This is a genomic window from Arthrobacter sp. UYEF20 (assembly GCF_040546335.1).
Classification (GTDB): Bacteria; Actinomycetota; Actinomycetes; order Actinomycetales; family Micrococcaceae; genus Arthrobacter.
Genome location: NZ_JBEPNP010000004.1, coordinates 1 through 21,904 on the forward strand (window position 1 = coordinate 1; position 21,904 = coordinate 21,904).

The window sequence follows — 21,904 nt, forward strand, 5'->3', positions numbered from 1 at the left end:
GGCGGAGTCGTACACGTCGCCGAGCTTTTCGAGCTGGCCGCCGGTCTGGGTCAGGGCGTAGCCGATGATGGGGGAGTCGGCTGCCATGGCGTCGATGCTGCCGTTGACCAGCCGGGTGGTGACGTCCGTCTGCGTCTTGAGCGTGATGATGTCGATGGGCTGCTTGCCGTCCGCGGCACACTTCTTGTTGCGTCCCGACAGGTCCGGATCTTCCTGGACGGTGCCGGTCTGGACGCCGATGGACTTGCCGCAGACGTCATCCAGGGAGAACTTCTTCGGGTTGCCCTTCTTCACGGCCCAGACGGTGCCTGCATTGAAGTAGCTGACCATGTTCACGGCGCCGAGTCGCTCGGGGTTGATCGTGAAGGAGGAGATGCCGAGGTCGTACTTCGGACCCAGGGCGGGCAGGATGCCGGTGAATTCGGCCGTCTGCACCTGGACCTTCAGGCCCAGGGTGGCGCCGATCGCCTTGGCAATGTCGACGTCGTAACCCACCGGGGTCTGGCCGTCCGGACCGAGGAATTCCGCGGGGGCGTAGCTGGTGTCCGATCCAACGGCCAGCGTGCCTTTTGACTTGATAGCCGCGGGAACCAGGGCCGCCAGGGCATCGTCCTTCTGGACCGTGGAGGGGTCAAAGCTGGCACTGGCGCTGCCGGACGGCGAGGCCGCGCCGGGGGTGCCGGACTGGGAGGCATTGGTGCAGGCCGAGAGTGCCAGTGCCCCGATGGCGAGGACGGTGGCGGTCTTGAGCCTGGAGTTGCTCAGCAGCGAGCGGGAAATCTGCATTTTCTTACCTTTTGTTGCAGGAGGGATGCGTAACTAAGTCGGTTTATAGTGTATCGCCGAACAAGAGATGTACGTCACAGAAAACTAAGTTTCACTATTGGATAACAAATGCGGGGTCAAATGCAAGGGCCTTGCGCCCCGCAGTGTCTCTAATCCCGGATGCTAGCTGCTGATGCCGAGGGATTCCAGCATCGGCCGGAACTTCGCCCAGGTCTCCGCGAGCTCGGCTTCGGGCAGGGAACCCTCCACGATGCCGCAGCCGGCGTACAGCCGGGCGGTCTCCGGTGATTCGATGACCGCACCGCGCAGCGCGATGCCCCATTCGCCGTTGCCGGCCGCGTCGAGCCAGCCGACGGGGCCGGCGTAGGGGCCGCGGTCCAGGTGCTCGAGTTTGCGGATGAGGGCGCCGGCCACCGTGGTGGGGGTTCCGCAGACGGCCGCGGTGGGGTGGAGTGCGTTGATCAGGGCGAGGCAGGTGGGCACGTGGCCTTCGACCTCGGTCAGCTCGGCCTTCACATCCGAGGCCAGGTGCCAGACGTTCGGAAGCTCCAGGATGAAGGGCTCGCTGTGCGCGTTCATGGCCTCGGAGAAGGGGGCCAGCGCGGTGGTGAGCGATTCGATGGCGATGTCGTGCTCGTGCCGCTGCTTTTCGGAACCGGCCAGCACGCGCTCCGCGAACTCCAGGGGTGAGCCGGCCATCCCCTCGGCATCGCGGCGGTCCAGGGTCCCGGCCAGGACGCGGGCCTGCGCCGTGCGGCCCTCCACCTGGATCAGCATCTCGGGGGTGGAACCGACCAGGCCGTCCACCCCGTAGGTCCAGCATTCGCGGTAACGGACGGCGAGCTCCCGGAGCACATCAGCCGCGTTGACACCGTCCGGCACGGTGGCCACGATGTCCCGCGCCAGCACCAGCTTTTCCAGCTTTCCGGCCCGGATCTCTTCGACGCCGGCCGCCACGGCGGCCATCCAGTCCGTTTCACTGAGGGAGCCGGTGTGAAGCGTCGCTTCGGCTGCCGGCGCCAATGAATGCCCGACGGCGGTGCTCGCCTCAGCGGGCACGCCGGGTTCGTGGGCATCACCGGAGGGTGCGTCTTGCCAGCGTGCCAGGGCGGCGAGGGCGCCCGCTTCGGTCAGGTCGCCGTCGTCGAACGTTAATTGGGTGAGCCAGGCGCAGCCGTCACGGAGCCCCACCACGATTTCGGGGACGATCAGCCGCGACGCGTGCGCGGAAGCCTTGGAAAAGGCGAAGGAGCCGAAGGCCACGGGTCCGGTGCCGGGGCGTTCCACGGAGTCCGTGATTTCCGCTTCCAGGACCAGGTGGCGCCACCAGATGTCCGCCTCGAGGAAGCGCTCGGGGCCGGTGGCGGTGAACCGTGCGATCTCGCCGAAGCCCACCAGGCCGGCTTCGCGCCGGGTCCAGCAGAGGACGTCGTCTCTGACCAGAAACGACGGCAGCCCCCCGGGAGTAGATTCTCCGTTCAGAGGGACTGTCAAGGTGCGGAACGTGCTGGTCATGATTGGACAACCATACTCCGGTGTGGGGACACTTCCGTTCCCCGCGGGGCAGGGCCGCAGCACCTATGCCCGGGCTGGCCGGCGCGTCCTCCGTTCCGGCTGCGCCGGTGCGGCGAAGAGCTCCGGGCGGGACTCGCGGATGCTGTTGACGTCCTCCAGGATAAAACGCAGGTGGCGGCGCAGGCAGTCCTCGGCAGCACCGAGGTCCCCGTCGACCAGGGCGTCCAGCACCTCGCGGTGGTCTCCGGCATAAGCCGGGATTCCGCGGAATCCGCTCAGGCCAAGGTAGCGTGCCCGGTCCAGATGCCCTTTCGCGTTTGCCACGGTTGCCCAGGCCGTCTCGTGTCCGGCGATGGCCAGCAGCGCCCGGTGGAACTCTTCATCCAGAGGGTAGAACTCATCCCGGGAAGTGCACCGGTCCTGCCGGTCCAGGAGCTCCCGCAGTGCCTCGACGTGATCTGGCGTAAGGTTCTGCGCGCATTCCTTCAGGGACGCTACCTCGACGGCTTCACGGATAAATTGCGCCTGAGCCACGATCTGGGGATCTATATAGGTCACGTAGGTGCCGCTTTGCGGGCGGATCTCCACCAGCCCTTCTTGCGCGATCAGTAACAGTGCCTCGCGGATGGGCTGCCTGCTGGTGCCCAGGATGAGGGCGAGTTCGTTTTCCGAAAGGAGGGCCCCGGGGGCGTCAAGTCCCGTGATGATCCGGTCCCGGATCTGCGCGTACGCCATCATTCGGGCGGACGTGCGGGGGAGGGCAGGGGTGGCGGGCATGCCTCAACCCTAGTGGCGCGTCTTAAAAATTCAATCCGGGAAAACTGTTGACTAACTTGTATGGCAGTGCTTGAATGGCAGTAATTGCCCCAGCGTGTCCGATGATGGATGCGCTGGACACGCCCAATGACGGGCCTAACGAACAGAGGGGTTCATGACGGCAGCAATCCAGATCGGCGCAACGCAGCGCTCGTCCAAAGACCTGATCAGAACAGCAGTATCCGGCTGGCTCGGCACAGCCATGGAGTACATGGACTTCCAGCTCTATTCGCTGGCCGCAGCCATCATCTTCCCCAAAATCTTCTTCCCCAACTTCGACCCCGTAGTCGGCCTGCTGGTCGCGTTCATCACCTACGGCGTCGGCTTCCTGGCCCGCCCCGTGGGTGCCTGGTTCTTCGGACGCATGGGTGACCGCGTGGGCCGCAAGAAGGTCCTGGTCATCACCATCATGATGATGGGCGTGTCCACCATGCTGATCGGGTTCCTCCCCGGTTACGCCCAGATCGGGATCGCGGCGCCGATCCTGCTGGTGGTCCTCCGCCTCGCGCAGGGCTTCGGCGCCGGTGCCGAGCTCTCCGGCGCCTCGGTCATGCTGGCCGAGTACGCCCCGCCCAAGAAGCGCGGCCTGATCGCCTCTTTCGTCTGCCTGGGCACCAACTCCGGCACCCTGCTGGCTTCCGGCCTGTGGGTCCTGCTGACCCTCCTGCCCGAGGAAGCCCTCATGAGCTGGGGCTGGCGCCTGCCGTTCATCGCCAGCATCGGCATCACTCTCTACGCCCTGTGGATGCGCCGGAACCTCAAGGAAAGCCCGGTCTTCGAGGAGACGCGTCAGCAGATGGCCGAGGAAGCCGCTGAAGCCAAGCTCGCCTCCGCAGCATCCGGCCAGCCCGCGATCAAGGCTTCCGTGGCCCGCAAGGGCAAGGCTTTCTTCCTGGCCATGGCCCTGCGGATCGGCGAATCCGGCAACTCGGCCATGATCCAGACCTTCCTCATCGGCTACATCGTCACCGGCCTGAAAATGGACAAGGGCGTGGGTACCTTCGCGCTGCTCATCGGCTCGATCCTCGGCTTCGCCACGGTCCCGCTGGCTGGCTGGCTGTCCGACAAGTTCGGCCGCCGCATTATGTACCGTGCCCTGTCCGGCTTCCAGATGCTCTTCGCTATCCCGACCCTCCTGATGATGCAGTCCCGCGACCCGTTCCTGGTCTCGCTTGCCCTGATCATCGGCCTGTCCGTTTCCGTGCTGGGCATGTTCTCGGTGCAGTCGGCCTACGTCAACGAGCTCTTCGGCTCCCGCAACCGCTACACCCAGCTGGCCATGGCCAAGGAAATCGGCGGCGTGCTCTCCGGCGGACTGGCCCCCATCATCGCCGCAGGCCTGCTGGCACTGTTCACCAACTCCTGGTGGCCGGTTGCCGGAATGATGGTCCTCTACTCCGCCATCGCCTTCGTGGCCACCTTCTTCGCACCCGAAACCAAGGGACGCGACCTGACCCTCGTGGAGGACGCAGTTTGAAAGCCGTAGTTGTCCATTCCGCCGGAGACCTGCGCCTCGAGGACCGTCCGGACCCGGCCTGCCCGGCCGGCTCGGTGATCGTCGACGTCGAATACGGCGGAATCTGCGGCTCGGACCTGCACTACGTCAGCCACGGCGCCTCCGGGCTCAGCATCCTGGCCGACCCCATGGTGCTGGGGCATGAGGTTGCGGGCAGGGTCTCCGTGCTCGGCGAGGGGGTGGAGGGCTTCGCGGTGGGCGACGCCGTGACGGTCCACCCGGCCGTGTACTGCGGCGACTGCGCCGACTGCCTGGCCGGGCGCACCAACCTGTGCCCGCAGGTCACCTACTACGGCAGCGCTGCGCACCGCCCGCACACCGACGGCGCTTTCGCCTCCCGCAAGGCTGTTCCGGCCGGTCAACTGCGGCTTTTGCCTGCCGGGGTCACCACCCGGCAGGCAGCGGTGGCCGAACCGCTCGCCGTCGCGATCCATGCGGTGAACCGCGCGGGCGGGCTGGACGGCAAGACCGTTCTGGTCAACGGTGCCGGGCCGATCGGCGCGCTGCTGGTGGCCGCCGCGCGCCGTGCCGGAGCCCGCTTTATTTATGCCAGCGATCTCTCCGAAACCTCTCTTCAGATCGCGAAGCAGATGGGAGCAGACGAGGTGGTGCTCGTTGGATCCGCACCGCTGCCCGAGGTGGACGTCGCGTTTGAAGCGTCGGGGGCATCCCGGGCTCTGGGCGGCGTGCTTGCCGCTGTGCGCCGCGGCGGGACGGTGGTCCAGGTGGGCAACCTGGCCGCGGGACCCGTCACTGCCGAGCTTGCGGCACTGGTGTTCCGTGAGATCGATTACCGCGGCACCTTCCGCTTCGCCGGGGAGATGACAACGGCGCTGGAGTACCTGGCCGACGGCCTTGATGTGGAACCGCTGCTGACCCACACCTTCGATGCGGGCGACGTTGCGGAGGCGTTTGCTGTGGCGGCGGACCGCAGCACCGGCTCATCGAAAGTGCTTCTCAAATTTGTCTGAGACAATGTCATGGTGAACCGAGCATCCTTGGATAAGCGTCCGGACGAAGTAGCCACGATGTTTGACGACGTCGCGCCTAAATACGACGTCGTCAACGATGTCCTGTCCATGGGACAGACGCGCCGCTGGCGCAGGGTTGTGGTCGATGCCATGGACGTGAAGCCGGGCCAGCGTGTACTCGACCTCGCGGCCGGCACCGGAACCTCCAGCGAACCGTATGCCGACGCCGGCATCGACGTGATCGCCTGCGATTTCTCCCTCGGCATGCTCAAGGTGGGCAAGCGCCGCCGCCCGGACATCGACTTCATCGCCGGCGACGCCACCCGCCTGCCCTTCGCCGATAACACCTTTGACGCGAGCACCATCTCCTTCGGACTGCGCAACGTCAACGAACCGAAGAAGGCCCTGGCCGAGATGCTGCGGGTCACCAAGCCCGGCGGCAAGCTGGTCATCGCCGAATTCTCCCAGCCCGTCGTTCCGCTGTGGCGCACCATGTACACCGAGTACCTCATGCGCGCGCTGCCCGCCATTGCCGTCAAGGTCTCCTCCAACCCGGACGCCTACGTCTACCTCGCCGAGTCCATCCGCGCCTGGCCGGACCAGGACCACCTGGCCGCCTGGCTGCAGGAAGCCGGCTGGGACAACGTCACGTACCGGAACCTCAGCGGCGGCATCGTGGCTGTGCACCGCGCGCAGAAGCCGGCGGGACCGGCAACTGACCCCGCCGCGGCCGCGACTGCACTGGCCGCCCACACCGGCCCCGTGGCGAAGCTGCGCCGCAACGTCACCCGGCCCGCGCGTTAGCTTGCTGCCGCTGTGAATGTACTGATCGTCGGCGCAGGGCCCGCCGGGTCCACCGCCGCCTACTACCTCGCGCAGGCGGGCATTAACGTCACGGTGCTGGAGAAAACCAGCTTCCCCCGCGAAAAGGTCTGCGGCGACGGCCTCACCCCGCGCGCCGTCCGCGAGATCCAGAAACTCGGCCTGCCGCATCCCGAAACCGAGGGCTGGCGCCACAACAAGGGCCTGCGCCTTCGGGCCGGCGGCCGGAGCATCGAACTGCCCTGGCCGGAGGTCTCCGACTTCCCGCAGTACGGCCTGATCCGCACCCGGCTCGGCTTCGACGAGGAACTGGCCCGGCACGCCCAGTCCGCGGGCGCCGTGGTACTGGAACGGCACAGCGTCACCGAGGCGCTGAGCTCCGAAGACGGCCGCGTCACCGGCGTCCGCGCCGCCCTGCTGGATGACACCGGCCGCAAGACCGGCGAAACCCGCGATTTCACCGCCGACGTCGTCCTCGCCGCGGACGGCAACTCCAGCCGCACCGCGGTCTCGCTGGGCATCCGGAAGCGCGACGACCGGCCGCTGGGCGTCGCCGTCCGCACCTACTTCACCAGCCCGCGGCACGACGACGACTGGATGGAAGGCTGGCTGGAACTTCCCGGCCGCGACGGCAAACTGTTGCCCGGCTACGGCTGGGTGTTCGGCGTCGGCGACGGCACCTCCAACGTGGGCCTGGGCATTCTGAACTCCTCGAAGGAATTCGGCAAGCTGGACTACAAGCAGGTGCTCCGCGAATGGACCGCCGGCATGCCCGCCGAGTGGGGCTTCACGCCGGAGAACCAGGTGGGCGAGATCCGCGGCGCCGCGCTGCCGATGGGCTTCAACCGCACCCCGCACTACTCGCCCGGGCTGCTGCTGCTCGGCGATGCGGGCGGCATGGTCTCCCCGTTCAACGGCGAGGGCATCTCCTACGCCATGGAGTCCGCCCGCTTTGCGGCCGAGTTCATCATCGACGCCGCCGCCCGGCAACGCGCCGGCGCCTGGGGCGCCAGTGGTTCCGGCTCGGCCGACGCCGACGCGCACCTCGCCCGGTACGCGGACTATGTCCGGGACCAGTGGGGCTCGCACTTCACGCTGGGCCGGGCCTTCGCCGCCCTGATCGGCAAGCCCGCCGTGATGAAACTCGCCCTCCGGACGGGCATGCCCATTCCTGTGCTGATGCGGTTCGTGGTCCGGTTGCTGGCCAATCTGACGGATCCCGCGGCCAAGGGCTTCGAGGACCGCGCCATCCGTGTGCTGGAATCGCTGGTCCCGGCGACGTCCAACCAGGCTCCGTCCAGCCAAGCTCCGTCCAGCGCGGACGGCTCTTCGCATCCCGGCGCCAACTCCGCGGTTTCCGCAACAAAAGTTAGGGTTAACCCGTGACCAACTCCGCAGACCAAAGCTGGACGCACGCCGGGCACGGCCTGCCGAGCTCTGAACCCGACCTCAACACCACCGCCATCGCCACCGGATTGCAGCTGCCGGCCGGCTTCGCGGCGATTGCGGGGGACCCGGAACTGGGCCCCGCGATCACCACGAACCTGGCGCGCGTGGAGAAGAAACTCCGGGAAGCCATCGCCAACTCGGATCCGCTGGCCGACGCAACGTCGCGTCACCTCGTGGAGGCCGGCGGCAAGCGCATCCGGCCGCTGCTGACGCTGCTCTGCGCCCACCTGGGCGACGCCTCGCGTCCCGCCGTAGTGCAGGCCGCCGTCGTCGTCGAACTGACGCACCTGGCGACCCTCTACCACGACGACGTGATGGACTCCGCGCCGTTCCGCCGCGGAGCACCCACGGCCCACGAGGTCTGGGGCAACTCCGTCGCGGTCCTCACCGGCGACCTGATCTTCGCCCGGGCATCCATCCTGGTCTCCGAGCTCGGCTCCCGCGCACTCGGCATCCAGGCCCGCACATTCGAACGGCTCTGCCTGGGCCAGCTGCACGAGACGGTGGGCCCGCGCCCCGACGAGGACCCGGTGCAGCACTACCTCTCCGTCATTGCGGACAAGACCGGATCGCTCGTGGCCGCCTCCGGCCAGCTCGGCGCGATCTTCGCCGGCGCCGACGAGGCCTACGAGTCCCTGCTGGTGGAATACGGCGAAAAAGTTGGAGTGGCCTTCCAGCTCGCCGACGACGTCATCGATGTCACCGGCATCAAGGTCAAGTCCGGCAAGTCCCCGGGCACCGACCTCCGCGAAGGCGTGCCGACCCTGCCGGTGCTGCTGCTGCGCAAGGCGGCCGAAAACGGCGACCAGTCCGCCGTCGAACTGCTGAAACTGATCGACGGCGACCTCAGCTCGGATGAGGCACTGGCCGCGGCCGTCGCGGGCCTGCGTGAGCACCCGGTCACCGCGGAATCCTGGGTGGTGGCGCGCGCCTGGGCCGATGAGGCCATCGCCGCCCTGGTTCCGCTGCCCGAAGGCGTGGTGAAGGCCTCGCTGACGAGCTTCGCGCGCGCCGTAGTGGACCGCAGCAGCTAACCGCCGGTCGAAACCCGGAGGTCGAAGCCCCGCCGGACCAACTCGCCTGGTCGAATCCGCCGGTCGAATCCCGCAGGGCCGGTTCTGCTTAAACGGAATGGCCCCGGTTCCTCACAACGTCCCAGTCGTCCGTTGTGCCGAGCCGGGGCCATTTCTCCGTTCGCATCAGGTTCTCCGAAGGTCATTCGTGAACCCATGAATGAGCTTATGACGGAAATGTCATATTGTCCACCGACTCTGTAAATCAATGTGTCACAAGGTTTCCTTACCATCCGGGGCCACTTCGAGGCTCGCCAGGACCGCCAACCGTCCGGACGGCGGCGTGTCCGTGTCCAAGTGCCCCTGATAGGGCGAAGCCGGGTGCGGATTGTCCACATGGCTCGGATACGCCCCGCCGATAGCGCCGGATGGCAGGCAGTTTTGGAGGATGAACCTTTCGATCTTCCTGGCCTCGCGGGGCGGTACAGCCTCTGCAGCCGAGCTTGGGCGGGCGGGATTCGGCCGCAAAGCGATCAATGTGGCCCTCGCCGACGGCAGCGTCGCGAGAATCCACCGCCGGCACTACGGATTCCCACAGGACACCGGCGATTACCGCGCGGCCCGCGAGCTACGCGGACTGTTGACCTGTCTTTCGGCCGCGCCAAGCTACGGCCTGTGGACCCTTGCGCCCGCGCGAACCCTGCACCTCTGCGTTGGGCACCGGGCTGCGCCGCGCAGTTCCGTCGCACATGGCCGGTGCCGGTACCCGCGGCATCCCTGGCTGCCCGTGGCCGGGTTGGCGGACGTGCTGGTCCACGCCCTGCATTGCCTTCCCGAAACCGAGGCTCTTGTGATGGTCCAGTGCGCAGTCGGCCGGGGAGAAATCAGCCTCAATTTTCTGCGCGGAAGGCTTCGTGGAAACCGGAACGCCCGCGCCAGATCAGTCTTGGACCTGGTCATTCCGCGGGCTGATTCCTTGCTGGAAGTCCTGGCCAACGTTGCTTTCGTCCGGGCGGGTCTGCACGTCCGAAGGCACGTGGAGATTCCGGGCGTGGGGGAGGTCGACTTCCTGATTGAGGATTGCCTCGTGGTGGAGACCGACGGCGGCACACATTTGGAGCCGCTGCAGGTCAAGAAGGACCGGAGGCGGAACTATGCGAGCGTCGTGGGTGGATACCTTGTGCTCAGATACGGCTACGACGACGTCGTCAATCACCCCTGGCGGATGGTCGCCGAGGTCGTCGCGGTGCTTGAGTTGTGGCGTCGGGGTCACTTCCAGCCGTGATGAGCAGGTTGCGGCCGCCGTCGGGGGGCTACTTTGAAGCCCTGAATCCGGGCATCCAGGCCTGGTGACGGCGTGTCCGTGTCAATGTGCCCCCGGACCGCCCCCGGACCGCCCCCGGACCGCCCCCGGACGGCCGAGGCCCGATTCCGGACGGCGGCCGGGGTGAACCCGCCAAGCGCGGAGGCTCAGTCCTCGTCTTCGTCGTTGAAGGCCCACTCGAACATGTCGAAGACGAATTCGGAAAAGGTTCCTTCTTCGCTCTTCCACTGGCCGCGGGCGTTGTTGCGGCGGTACACAATCGGATCGGGGACGCTGAGGTCACCGACCCGGAAGCCCCAGGTGAACTGCTCCTCCTCGTCCTCGAGGAACATCAGGAAGCCTTCGTCATCGACTTCGAGTTCTTCGGGGTCCCAGAAGTAGTGGTACGCCTCCATGATGTCTTCGCAGCCGCCGACTGCCTGGTAAAACTCCCTCAGGACCATCGGCACCTGGAACTGGTGCTCTGCGAGGGCCGAGTCGAGTTCGTCAGGGGCCAGGCCATCCTCTTCCTGCCATTCGTCTTCGAGATACTTCGGGACAAGCGCGCGGAATTTCTCGAGGAACATGTCAGTCATGCACTTATCCTAGCTAATCCTCAGTGCCGCTCTTCGCCGCGTCCGTGCGGAGGCGGTGCCAGCCGCGGACCGCCAGCGGAACGTACCAGTGGCGCCGCCAGGCCGTGACCCGGAAGGCGAAAACGACGGCGGCCACAGCACTCCCGGTGACTGCGTTGAAGGTGCCGGTGATGGACAGGACCACGGTCATCGCCGCTCCCGCGAACGCCGGCAGCGCGTACAAATCCTTCGGGTCGAAGAGCCGCGGGACCTCGTTGGCGGTGATGTCCCGCAGGAGGCCGCCGCCCACCGCCGTCGTCACCCCGAGGAGGGCCGCCGCCATCGGGTGCATCCCGGCCGAGAGGGCCAGGAGCGTGCCGGTGATGCAGAACAGGGCCAGCCCGACGGCGTCGAACAGAACCAGCAGCGAGGTGAAGCGCTGGACGCTGGAAAACAGGAAGTACACCAGCGCCGCGGCCAGCAGCGGCGGTGCCAGATAGGCCGGGTTGGTGAAGGCCACGGGCGGGCCCGCGTTGATGATGATGTCGCGGATGACGCCGCCGCCCAGGCCGACCACCGAAGCCAGCAGCAGGGAGCCGATGATGTCGAACTGCTTCCGCGCCGCGAGCAGGGACCCGGAGACCGCGAAGAAGAAGACGCCGGCCAGGTCCAGCCAGACCAGGACAATGCTGAAGGAAAAAGTCATGGGGCGTCCCGGGTCGATAGTTAGGGGGGCGGTAGGGCGGTAGGGCGGTTCCAAGGTTACGCTAACGGCTATGAATAGCCCCATCCTGATCGCCTGCGCCCACGGAACCTCCAGCGCCCTGGGTGCTGCCGAGGTCAACGCACTGCGGGACGGGATCGCCGCCCTGCGGTCCGGACTGGACGTCCGTGAAGCCTACGTCGATGTGCAGGCCCCCGGGTTGCCGGCCGTGGTGGCCGGGCTCCCCGCGGGGGAGACCGCCGTCGTCGTCCCCCTGCTGCTGAGCGTCGGCTACCACGTCAAAGTGGATATCGCCCGGGCGGTGAAGAGCCGGCCGGAGACCTTCGCGGCTGCCCCGCTGGGGCCCGATGCGCGGCTGGTGGCCCTGCTGGACCAGCGGCTCAGGGCAGCCGGGGTCACGGACGACGACGCCGTGATCCTCGCCGCCGCCGGTTCCTCCGATGCCACCGCCGCGCAGAACGTCGAGGAGATTGCCGGGCAGTTGCGCGCGCTGCGGCCCAACGAGATCGTTGCCGCCTACGGCGCCTCGGCCAAGCCCTCAGTTCCCGACGCTGTGGCGGCTTTCCGGGAGGCTGTGCATGGCCCACGCAGGGTGGTCATCGCCTCCTATCTCCTCGCCCCGGGCTTCTTCCACGACCAGCTGGCCAAGGCCGGCGCGGACCTCGTCACGGCACCCCTGCTGCCGTCCCCTGTGCTCGCCGAAATCGCCCTGGAGCGCTTCGACGCAGCGCTCGCGGCGCTGGGCTGAGCAGCGTCAGAGAGGTCCCTGTGCGCGGGAAATCATGCACACGTGCCACGCTACTTCAAGGCTCGCCGGGGCTTCGTGACGAAATGTTGCCCTAGGTGACCTCGCGTTTCTGACCCTTTGTGACGGGATTACGGCCGGCCCTACAGTCGATCCATGACTGATACAGCTCTAGCCGGAGCGTCCCCGGACCAGGCTGCCGAAGCCCGCACCAAACGACCCTCCCGTCCCGCCGCCAAGCCGCACGGGCAGTGGAAGGTGGACGGCACGGCGCCGCTGAACGCCAACGAAACCTGGAAGCAGGAAGACAACGGCCTGAACGTGCGCGAGCGGATCGAGTCCGTCTACTCCAAGCACGGCTTCGACTCGATCGACGGCACGGACCTGCATGGCCGCTTCCGCTGGTGGGGGCTTTACACCCAGCGCAAGCCCGGGATCGACGGCGGCAAGACCGCCACGCTCGAGCCGCATGAGCTCGAGGACAAGTACTTCATGCTGCGCGTCAGGATCGACGGCGGCGCCCTCACCACCGAACAGCTGCGCGTCATCGGCCAGATCTCCGTGGACTTCGCCCGCGACTCGGCCGACCTCACCGACCGCCAGAACATCCAGCTGCACTGGATCCGGGTCGAGGACGTGCCGGAAATCTGGCGCCGTCTCGAATCCGTGGACCTGTCCACCACGGAAGCCTGCGGCGACGTTCCGCGCGTCATCCTGGGCTCCCCGGTCGCCGGTATCGCCAAGGACGAGATCATCGACCCCACGCCGCTGATCCGTGAGCTCGCCGAACGCTTCATCGGCGACCCGGAACTGGCCAACCTGCCGCGCAAATTCAAGACCGCCATCACGGGCCACCCCAGCCAGGACGTGGTCCACGAAATCAACGACGTCGCCCTGGTGGGCCTGGTCCACCCGGAACTCGGGATCGGCTACGACCTCTGGGTGGGCGGCGCGCTCTCCACGAACCCGATGCTGGGCAAGCGTCTGGGCGCCTTCGTCCGGCCGGACCAGGCCGCCGACGTCTGGCTGGGCGTGACCAGCATCTTCCGCGACTACGGCTACCGGCGGATGCGCACCAAGGCCCGGCTGAAGTTCCTGCTGGCCGACTGGGGACCGGTGAAGTTCCGCCAGGTCCTCGAGGACGAATACCTCGGATACAAGCTCGCCGACGGCCCGGCGGCCCCGAAGCCCTCTTCCCCGGGCGACCACATCGGCGTGCACGAACAGAAGGACGGCAAGTTCTTCATCGGCGCCACCCCGCTGGCCGGCCGCCTCTCCGGCAGCCAGCTCGTCAAGCTGGCGGCCACGCTGGAAGCCCGCGGCTCGCAGCGGCTGCGCACCACCCCGCACCAGAAGCTCGTGGTCCTCGACGTGCCCCAGGAACAGGTGGAACCGCTCGTTGCAGAGCTCGACGCCCTGGGCCTGTCGGCCAAGCCGTCAGTGTTCCGCCGCGGCACCATCGCCTGCACCGGCATCGAATACTGCAAGCTCGCCATCGTGGAAACCAAGCTCACGGCGGCCACCGCCGTCGCCGAACTGGAACGCCGCCTGGCCGACCTCGCCGAGAGCAAACAGCTCCCGCAGGCACTCTCGCTGCACATCAACGGCTGCCCCAACTCCTGCGCCCGGATCCAGACGGCGGACATCGGCCTCAAGGGCATGATGCTGCCAACGCCCGACGGCGACCCCACCCCCGGCTTCCAGGTCCACCTCGGCGGCGGGCTGGCGTCCACCGACCGTGAAGAAGCGGGCCTGGGACGCACCGTCCGCGGCCTCAAGGTCACCGCCGATGAGCTGCCCGACTACGTCGAACGCGTGGTCCGGAAATTCGTGGCCGACCGGTCCGGGGACCAGACCTTCGCCGAATGGGCCTTCGCCGCCGACGAGGGGGACCTGCAATGAGCACTGACCTCCGCACCCACGAGGAGCTCAAGGTTCTCGCCGAGGCCGGCGCCGCCGAGCTCGGCTGGGATGCCCCGGCCCGCGAGGTCATCGCCTGGGTGGCACGCAACTTCGAGCTGCCCGCGGTGGCCGTCGCCTGCTCCATGGCCGACGCCGTCCTGCCGGCACTCGTCGCGGACCAGCTTCCCGGCGTCGACGTGCTGTTCCTGGAGACCGGCTACCACTTCCCGGAAACCTACGCGACGCGTGACGAAGTCGCCGCGAACCTGCGCGTCAACGTCGTCGACGTGCTGCCGGAGAACACGGTGGAGCAGCAGGACCGGCTCCTCGGCAAGGACCTCTTCGCCCGCGACGCCGCCCAGTGCTGTGCCCTCCGGAAGGTGGCGCCGCTGCGCCGCACCCTCGCCGGCTACGAGCTCTGGTTCACCGGCGTCCGCCGCGACGAGGCCCCCACCCGCACCAACACCCCGCTGGTCACCTGGGACGACACCAACGGCCTGGTCAAGGTCAACCCGGTGGCGGCCTGGAGCTTCGACCAGCTGGTGCAGTACTCCGATGACAACCTCCTTCCCGTCAACCCGCTGCTTTCACAGGGCTACCCGTCCATTGGCTGCCAGCCCTGCACCCGCAAGGTGGCGCCCGGCGACGACCCCCGCGCCGGCCGCTGGGCAGGAACCGACAAGACAGAATGCGGACTTCACGTATGAGCAACTTGAGCACGACGACGACGACGGATGGCTACGCCTCCACAGCAGATGCCGCCCCCTTCACCAACGAGGACCTAGAGCTGTCTGTGCTGGACAACGACGCTGCTGAGACGCCGATTGCCGCCCAGGGAGTGGCATCGGGCCTGTTGGAGCCGCGCGCTGGGCTGATCGGAGATCAGCCGCGCGGCGCAGGGGCGGGGGCGGCAATCGGCGTCTCAGCGCCGGCCCGCCTCTCCAGCCTGGACACCCTCGAGTCCGAGGCGATTCATATCATCCGCGAGGTCGTGGCCGAGTTCGAGAAGCCTGCGCTGCTGTTCTCCGGCGGCAAGGATTCTGTGGTGATGCTGCACCTCGCCACGAAGGCCTTCTGGCCCGGCAAGGTGCCGTTCCCCGTGCTGCACGTGGACACCGGGCACAACTTCCCCGAGGTCATCGAGTTCCGCGACCGGACCGTGGAGCGGCTGGGGCTCAGGCTCGTCGTCGGAAGCGTGCAGGAGTTCATCGACAGCGGCGAGCTGGCCGAGCGTGCCGACGGCACCCGCAACCCGCTGCAGACCGTCCCGCTGCTGGACGCGATCCAGCGCAACAAGTTCGACGCCGTCTTCGGCGGCGGCCGCCGGGACGAGGACAAGGCCCGCGCCAAGGAGCGGATCCTGAGCCTGCGCGACGAATTCGGCCAATGGGACCCGCGCAACCAGCGCCCCGAGCTCTGGAACCTCTACAACGGCCGCCACACCGTGGGCCAGCATGTCCGTGCGTTCCCGATCAGCAACTGGACCGAACTCGACGTCTGGCGCTACATCGAACGCGAAGGCATCGACCTCCCGGGCCTCTACTACGCCCACGACCGCGAGGTCTTTGCCCGGGACGGCATGTGGCGGGCAGTCGGCGAGGTCTCGCTGCCGCGCGAGGACGAACAGGTCATCACCAAGACCGTCCGCTACCGGACGGTCGGTGACATGTCCTGCACCGGCGCCGTCGAATCGGCCGCCGCTACCGTGCGCGACGTCGTCATTGAAGTTGCCGCCTCCACCATCACCGAACGTGGCGCCACCCGGGCAGATGACCGGATCTCCGAGGCCGCCATGGAAGACCGCAAGAAGGACGGCTATTTCTAATGAGCACCGGTATCGACACAGCCCGCGCGGCTGCGCTTCTTGACGAGGCCCCCCTGAAGGACGCCACCCTGTTCCGCTTCGCCACCGCCGGCTCGGTCGACGACGGCAAGTCCACCCTCGTGGGCCGGCTCCTGCATGACTCCAAGGCGATCCTCGCCGACCAGCTCGACGCCGTGGCCCGCACCTCCGCGGACCGCGGCTTCGGCGGAGCCGGCGCAGCCGGTGTCCAGGCGATTGACCTTGCGCTGCTGACCGACGGCCTGCGTGCCGAGCGGGAACAAGGCATCACCATCGACGTCGCGTACCGCTATTTCGCCACGGACCGCCGCAGCTTCATCCTCGCGGATTGCCCCGGCCACGTGCAGTACACCAAGAACACGGTGACCGGCGCGTCCACCGCGGATGCCGTCGTCGTGCTCATCGATGCACGCAAGGGTGTCCTGGAACAGACCCGCCGCCACCTGTCCGTGCTGCAGCTGCTGCGGGTGGCGCACGTGATCGTGGCCGTGAACAAGATCGACCTTGTGGACTTCCGTGAGGACGTGTTCCGCGAGATCGAGGCCGACGTCCAGCAGGTAGGGCGCGAGCTCGGGCTCGGCCGTGATGAATCAAATACGGGTGGCGACGCCGATCTTTTCGTCATCCCGGTGTCCGCGCTCGACGGCGACAACGTCGTGGACCGCTCGGACCGCACTCCCTGGTACGACGGCCCGGCACTGCTCGAAGTCCTGGAGACACTGCCGGCCGCGGACGAACTCGAAAGCCACCTGGAAAGCTTCCGCTTCCCCGTCCAGCTGGTGGTCCGGCCGCAGGGGGCGCTCGCTCCCGACGCCGTCGCCGCCGGACTGGACGAGGAAAAGTACCGGGACTACCGCGCCTACGCCGGCCAGATCACTGAAGGGTCGGTGAAGCTGGGGGACAAGGTCAGCGTCCTCACGCCCGGCCAGGCCCCGCGCACCACCACGGTGACCGGCATCGACTTTGCCGGGCGCGAGCTCACCGAGGCCGTGGCCCCGCAATCGGTGGCCCTGCGCCTCGCGGACGAGTTCGACGTGGCACGTGGGGACACGATCGCGGCCACAGGAACCATCCGGGAGGCGTCGGCCGATCTGTATGCGGCGCTCTGCTGGCTCTCGCCGAAACCGCTCCGCGAGGGCGCCAAGGTGCTGGTCAAGCATGGCACCCGGACTGTCCAGGCCCTGGTCCGGAACGTGACGGGAAAGTTGGACCTCGCCAACTTCCAGCTGGAACCCACCTCCACCCTGGAGCTCAACGACATCGGCCACGCCCAGCTGCGGCTCGCCGCGCCGCTGCCGCTGGAGAACTACCTGCACCACCGCCGCACCGGCGCGTTCCTCGTGATCGACCCGCTGGACGGCAACACCCTCGCCGCAGGCCTGGTCAAGGACCACCCGGGCGACCATGAGGACGAGCGCTACTCGATCTGAGCGCTCAGCCGAACCTGCCCCGCCGGCTATCCGCGGGTTCGCCGGACGCGCGCGGGGTCGCCGTAAACTTGCGGCGACCCCGAGCGTGTCCCGCGAATTCGCCGCTTTTCATCGTCAGGGAGGGGTGCCGTGGAAGTCATCAACAGCCGGCTCATCAGCTGGGCGTCAATCCTGGATGACAAGACCCGCGAGCAGGCGCTGGCCACGGCGCAGCTGCCCATCATCTACCCGCATCTGGCGCTGATGCCGGACGCCCACCTCGGCCTGGGCGCCACCGTGGGATCCGTCATCCCCACCCTTGGTGCCGTTATCCCTGCCGCCGTGGGCGTCGACATCGGCTGCGGCATGATTGCCGTCCGCACGCAGTATGCCCTCAAGGAGCTGCCCAAGGACCGGAAACGCCTGCGGGAGGGCATCGAGCACGCCATTCCGCTGTCCGCGGGCAAGTACAACCGGAGGATCACCGCCACCGCCGAACCGCGGCTGGCCGAGCTGCGGCGAATGGCAGCGGACGCGGGCTTCGACCCCGCCCAGTACGCCGCGAACTGGAAGCTGCAGCTGGGATCGCTGGGCTCGGGCAACCATTTCATCGAGGTGTGCGCGGATGAGACGGACGCCGTGTGGCTGTTCCTGCATTCAGGGTCCCGCGGCGTGGGCAACAAGCTCGCGCAGCGGCACATCGCCGAGGCCCGGAGCGGGGTCCGGATGCGGCACGTCGTCCTGCCGCATCCTGCCCTGGCCTACCTCGAGGAGGGCACCCCCGAATTCGACCGCTACATCAGGGAACTCCGCTGGGCCCAGCACTTCGCACTGCTGAACCGTGAGGAGATGATGGACCGCGTGGTCCGGCAGTTTGAATCATGGACGGGCGGTCGCGTCCGGGAGGCTGAACGGATCAACTGCCACCACAACTTCACCGCGCAGGAGAAGCACTACGGCAAATCCGTCTGGGTCTCGCGCAAGGGGGCGATCAGGGCTGCAGCGGGGGACGCCGGGTTGATCCCCGGCTCCATGGGCACGGCGTCCTACGTCGTCGTCGGGCTGGGGAACCCCGTGTCCCTGAACTCGTCGCCGCACGGCGCCGGGCGGGAATACTCGAGGACCGCCGCGCGGAAGATCTTTTCACTGGCCGAACTGAAGGCCGCCATGCGGGGCATCGAATTCCGTCCCAGCGAGGCATTCATCGACGAGATCCCGGCGGCGTACAAACCGATCGACCAGGTGATGCGCGACTCCGCTGACCTTGTCAAGATACGACACAAGCTCCGGCAGCTCGTCAACGTTAAAGGCGATTGATGAGCTCAAGAGCACGGATGGCGGGCCCGCATATGACGTTGCATGAACTAGCGTGACCCCGGGTTTCCGCACCATTGAACCTCGTTAAGGACACTCCCTATGGTGAATCCATGACAACCACTGAACGCCTCCCCGGCAGACGCAGCCGGACGTTCCGGGGGCGATGTCGCCGGCGCTGACCACCCGCCCGGCCAACCCGCCTTCCCCAGAACAGGAACTCCCCAGAACAGGACTTCACGCATGTCATCCACGCCAGGAAACCCCAGCCCCGCCCGCCAGGACGCCGAAAGGCCTACGCCCGGCACCACCCGGATCGTCGCCGGAGAGTCGGGCAAACCCAAACGCAAGCGCACCCTTGAGATCGGCCTGGCCGCCGGACTCGTCCTCCTGATCGGCGCCGGCGCCGCGGTGGCGTCGACGGTAGCCCGCAACAACGAAGCCGCGCCCGCCGCAGCCGTCGCCGACGCCAATCCGGCGGCCGAACTCAAACTCGGCTATTTCGGCAACATCACCCACGCCCCGGCCCTGGTCGGAGTCAACCGGGGCCTGATCGCCAAGAACCTCGGAAACACCAAACTCAGCACCCAGGTCTTCAACGCCGGCCCGGCCGCGATCGAGGCCCTCAACGCCGGCGCCATCGACGCCACGTACATCGGGCCCAATCCGGCGATCAACTCCTACGTCAAGAGCAAGGGCGAATCGATCAACGTCATCGCCGGCGCCGCGTCCGGCGGCGCGCAGCTGGTGGTCAAGCCGGAGATTTCCTCGGCGGCGGATCTCAAGGGCAAGAAGCTCGCGAGCCCGCAGCTCGGCGGCACCCAGGACGTGGCGCTGCGGGCCTGGCTCGGCAAGCAGGGCTACAAGACCTCCACGGACGGCAGCGGCGACGTCGCCATCAACCCCACCGAGAACGCCCAGACCCTGAAACTCTTCCAGGACGGAAAGCTCGACGGCGCGTGGCTGCCGGAACCGTGGGCGTCCCGTCTGGTGCTCCAGGCCGGCGCGAAGGTCCTGGTCGATGAGAAGGACCTCTGGGACAAGGGCGAGTTCATCACCACCGTCCTGATCGTCAACAAGAAGTTCGCCGCGGAACACCCGGCCACCGTGAAGGCCCTGCTGAAGGGCCACACCGAATCCGTGGACTGGCTCAATGCCGCCCCGGCGGCGGAGAAGACCTCGGTCCTCAACGCCGCGCTCAAGGAATCCGCAGGGTCCGCGCTGCCGGCCGACGTGATCGACCGGTCCCTGAAGAACATTGTCTTCACCGTCGACCCGCTCGCCGGGACGTACAAGAAACTGCTCCAGGACGGCGTCGACGCCGGCACCACCACCCAGGCCGACCTCAACGGCATCTTCGACCTCACGGCACTGAACAGTGTCCTCGGCGAGGGAGCCACCGGGACGAAGATCTCCGCGCAGGGACTCGGCAAAGACTGACCCGTTTTCCCCGCACCCCGCCACAAAAGTAAGGACGTGACCATGCCAGTCGTACTGGAAAACCTGGGCAAGCGCTTCGGCGACGGCGCCCCGGTGCTGGACGACGTCAATGCCACCATCGGGCAGGGCGAGTTCGTCGCCCTGCTCGGTGCGTCCGGCTGCGGCAAGTCCACCCTGCTCAACATCATGGCGGGACTGGAGGCCCCGACGTCGGGAGCCCTGGAAGTGCCCAGCGACGGTGCCGCGTTCATGTTCCAGGACGCGGCGCTCTTCCCCTGGCTGACGGCCCGGGAAAACATCGAGCTGGCCCTGAAGCTGCGCGGCGTCGGGAAAGCCGACCGCCGGGTGAAGTCGGATGAGCTGCTCGACCTCGTGCACCTCGGCGGCGCGGGGGACAAACGCCCGCACGAGCTGTCCGGCGGAATGCGCCAGCGCGTGGCACTGGCCCGCTCGCTGGCCCAGGACCGGCAGCTGCTCCTGATGGACGAGCCCTTCGCGGCCCTGGACGCGATCACCCGTGACCTGCTCCATGACGAGCTGGAACGGATCTGGAAGGAAACCGGGCGCACCATCGTCTTTGTCACGCACAATGTCCGCGAAGCCGTCCGGCTGGGCCAGCGCGTGCTCCTGCTCTCCTCCCGGCCCGGCCGCGTGGTGCAGGAATGGCACGTCAGCGAAGAACACCGCACCGACGCCGGACTGGCCGGCCAGCTCACCGGCGTCATCACCGCCCGGCTACGCGAGGAGATCCGCCGCCATGCCAAGTAAGTTCCTGGCCCACTATGCGCAGGCCGCCGAGCCGGCCGAGACGTCCCTCATCCCGGGCTCGGACCCCGGGACCCGCAAGGTCCACGCCGCCCTGACCCGTTCCTCGACCGGTACGGCCGACCTCCGCGAGCTCGAGTCCGGCCTGGACTCCCTGCAGTCCGACGCCGTCCGCAAGGCCCGCATCGACTGGAGCCGGATCCTGCTCCCGGTGGCCGCGCTTGTGGTCCTGCTGGTCGTCTGGCAGCTCTATGTGTCGCTGGGCATCAAGCGGCGCGACCTGGTCCCCGGCCCGCTGGACGTGCTGGGGCAGTTCGGCAACCTCTGGGCCGAGGGCAAGCTGCAGGAAGCCGTCTGGACCTCGCTGCAGCGCGGACTCGTGGGCTTCCTGATCAGCGTGGCCATCGCGACCCCGGTGGGGCTCCTGCTGGCCCAGGTCGCCCCGCTGCGCCGCGCCTTCGGACCGCTGATTTCCGGGCTCCAGGTGCTGCCCTCCGTGGCCTGGGTGCCCGCGGCCATCATCTGGTTCGGCCTCACCGACGCCACGGTGTACTTCGTGGTGTTCATGGGCGCCATCCCGTCCATCATCAACGGACTGATCTCCGGCGTGGACCAGATCCCGCCGCAGTACCGCAGCGTCGGCACGGTCCTGGGCGCCTCCCGGCTGCAGCTGGCGCTGCAGATCATCCTCCCCGCCGCGTTGCCCGGCTACCTGAGCGGACTCAAGCAGGGCTGGGCCTTCTCCTGGCGCTCCCTCATGGCCGCGGAAATCATCGCCGTCGGCGGCTCCATCGGCTTTGGCCTGGGCTCCATGCTGAACCAGGGCCGCGACCTCTCCGACATGACCATCGTTATGTCCGCGATCCTGCTGATCCTCGCCGTCGGCATCCTGATCGAACTGCTGGTCTTCGCGCCGGTTGAAAAGCGGCTGCTGCGCCGCCGGGGCCTCCTCGCCGGCAGCACCCGCTAGTCGTCCCGCGGCGAAACGCAACAGCA

20 protein-coding genes are annotated in these 21,904 nt (G+C 67.6%); 15 read left to right on the top strand and 5 right to left on the bottom strand.

The genetic code is table 11. From position 1 onward, the window contains the following. From ABIB26_RS05785 to ABIB26_RS05795, 3 genes are all read right to left on the bottom strand, one after another. Positions 1-786: transporter substrate-binding domain-containing protein (locus tag ABIB26_RS05785; protein ID WP_354240444.1), on the bottom strand; the 786-nt coding region annotated here is incomplete at its 3' end. Between the two features lie 162 nt (positions 787-948). Then, on the bottom strand, positions 949-2,301 hold the full coding sequence (locus ABIB26_RS05790) for an isochorismate synthase (RefSeq protein ID WP_354240446.1): 1,353 nt from the start codon (positions 2,299-2,301) through the stop codon (positions 949-951). A gap of 63 nt (positions 2,302-2,364) precedes the next feature. Further along, the gene (locus tag ABIB26_RS05795; RefSeq protein ID WP_354240448.1) at positions 2,365-3,078 is read right to left on the bottom strand and encodes a GntR family transcriptional regulator; all 714 of its coding nucleotides are present in this window, start codon (positions 3,076-3,078) and stop codon (positions 2,365-2,367) included. A gap of 154 nt (positions 3,079-3,232) precedes the next feature. Here ABIB26_RS05795 and ABIB26_RS05800 point away from each other — a divergent pair, with 154 nt between their 5' ends. The 6 genes from ABIB26_RS05800 (at position 3,233) to ABIB26_RS05825 (ending at position 10,173) form a co-directional block, all read left to right on the top strand. Continuing rightward, on the top strand, positions 3,233-4,594 hold the full coding sequence (locus ABIB26_RS05800) for an MFS transporter (protein WP_354240450.1): 1,362 nt from the start codon (positions 3,233-3,235) through the stop codon (positions 4,592-4,594). Continuing rightward, entirely contained in the window at positions 4,591-5,604 is a 1,014-nt protein-coding gene (locus ABIB26_RS05805) for an L-idonate 5-dehydrogenase (RefSeq protein ID WP_354240452.1), read from the top strand. The genes ABIB26_RS05800 and ABIB26_RS05805 overlap by 4 nt, the downstream gene beginning before the upstream one ends. Before the next feature lie 12 nt (positions 5,605-5,616). Continuing rightward, on the top strand, positions 5,617-6,408 hold the full coding sequence (locus ABIB26_RS05810; RefSeq protein WP_354240932.1) for a demethylmenaquinone methyltransferase: 792 nt from the start codon (positions 5,617-5,619) through the stop codon (positions 6,406-6,408). A 12-nt stretch (positions 6,409-6,420) separates the two neighbouring features. Continuing rightward, entirely contained in the window at positions 6,421-7,812 is a 1,392-nt protein-coding gene (locus tag ABIB26_RS05815) for a geranylgeranyl reductase family protein (protein ID WP_354240454.1), read from the top strand. Beyond that, positions 7,809-8,909, top strand: a complete 1,101-nt coding sequence (locus ABIB26_RS05820; RefSeq protein WP_354240456.1) for a polyprenyl synthetase family protein — start codon at positions 7,809-7,811, stop codon at positions 8,907-8,909. The genes ABIB26_RS05815 and ABIB26_RS05820 overlap by 4 nt, the downstream gene beginning before the upstream one ends. 427 nt (positions 8,910-9,336) lie before the next feature. Then, complete coding sequence (locus tag ABIB26_RS05825; protein WP_354240458.1) at positions 9,337-10,173, top strand: endonuclease domain-containing protein; 837 nt, start codon at positions 9,337-9,339, stop codon at positions 10,171-10,173. 185 nt (positions 10,174-10,358) lie between these two features. Here ABIB26_RS05825 and ABIB26_RS05830 read toward each other — a convergent pair whose 3' ends face one another. After that, the gene (locus ABIB26_RS05830; protein WP_354240460.1) at positions 10,359-10,787 is read right to left on the bottom strand and encodes a hypothetical protein; all 429 of its coding nucleotides are present in this window, start codon (positions 10,785-10,787) and stop codon (positions 10,359-10,361) included. A 13-nt stretch (positions 10,788-10,800) separates the two neighbouring features. Next, positions 10,801-11,472 (bottom strand): trimeric intracellular cation channel family protein, encoded by a 672-nt coding sequence (locus ABIB26_RS05835; RefSeq protein WP_354240462.1) that lies wholly within the window; start codon positions 11,470-11,472, stop codon positions 10,801-10,803. A 70-nt stretch (positions 11,473-11,542) separates the two neighbouring features. On the opposite strand from ABIB26_RS05835, the gene ABIB26_RS05840 reads away from it, so the two are divergent. From ABIB26_RS05840 to ABIB26_RS05880, 9 genes are all read left to right on the top strand, one after another. Then, entirely contained in the window at positions 11,543-12,238 is a 696-nt protein-coding gene (locus ABIB26_RS05840) for a sirohydrochlorin chelatase (RefSeq protein ID WP_354240464.1), read from the top strand. A gap of 153 nt (positions 12,239-12,391) precedes the next feature. Beyond that, positions 12,392-14,137: a nitrite/sulfite reductase gene (locus ABIB26_RS05845; protein ID WP_354240466.1), complete on the top strand. Its 1,746-nt coding sequence runs from the start codon at positions 12,392-12,394 to the stop codon at positions 14,135-14,137. Beyond that, positions 14,134-14,844, top strand: a complete 711-nt coding sequence (locus ABIB26_RS05850; RefSeq protein WP_354240468.1) for a phosphoadenylyl-sulfate reductase — start codon at positions 14,134-14,136, stop codon at positions 14,842-14,844. The genes ABIB26_RS05845 and ABIB26_RS05850 overlap by 4 nt, the downstream gene beginning before the upstream one ends. Continuing rightward, positions 14,841-15,962: a sulfate adenylyltransferase subunit CysD gene (cysD, locus tag ABIB26_RS05855; RefSeq protein WP_354240470.1), complete on the top strand. Its 1,122-nt coding sequence runs from the start codon at positions 14,841-14,843 to the stop codon at positions 15,960-15,962. Before ABIB26_RS05850 ends, cysD begins: the two co-directional genes overlap by 4 nt. Further along, positions 15,962-17,410, top strand: a complete 1,449-nt coding sequence (locus ABIB26_RS05860) for a sulfate adenylyltransferase subunit 1 (protein ID WP_354240472.1) — start codon at positions 15,962-15,964, stop codon at positions 17,408-17,410. Before cysD ends, ABIB26_RS05860 begins: the two co-directional genes overlap by 1 nt. 129 nt (positions 17,411-17,539) lie before the next feature. Then, positions 17,540-18,706: an RtcB family protein gene (locus ABIB26_RS05865; RefSeq protein ID WP_354240474.1), complete on the top strand. Its 1,167-nt coding sequence runs from the start codon at positions 17,540-17,542 to the stop codon at positions 18,704-18,706. Between the two features lie 240 nt (positions 18,707-18,946). After that, positions 18,947-20,143 (top strand): ABC transporter substrate-binding protein, encoded by a 1,197-nt coding sequence (locus ABIB26_RS05870; protein ID WP_354240476.1) that lies wholly within the window; start codon positions 18,947-18,949, stop codon positions 20,141-20,143. A gap of 42 nt (positions 20,144-20,185) precedes the next feature. Next, on the top strand, positions 20,186-20,911 hold the full coding sequence (locus ABIB26_RS05875; protein ID WP_354240478.1) for an ABC transporter ATP-binding protein: 726 nt from the start codon (positions 20,186-20,188) through the stop codon (positions 20,909-20,911). Beyond that, on the top strand, positions 20,901-21,878 hold the full coding sequence (locus ABIB26_RS05880) for an ABC transporter permease (protein WP_354240480.1): 978 nt from the start codon (positions 20,901-20,903) through the stop codon (positions 21,876-21,878). Before ABIB26_RS05875 ends, ABIB26_RS05880 begins: the two co-directional genes overlap by 11 nt. The last annotated feature ends 26 nt before the right edge of the window (positions 21,879-21,904 follow it).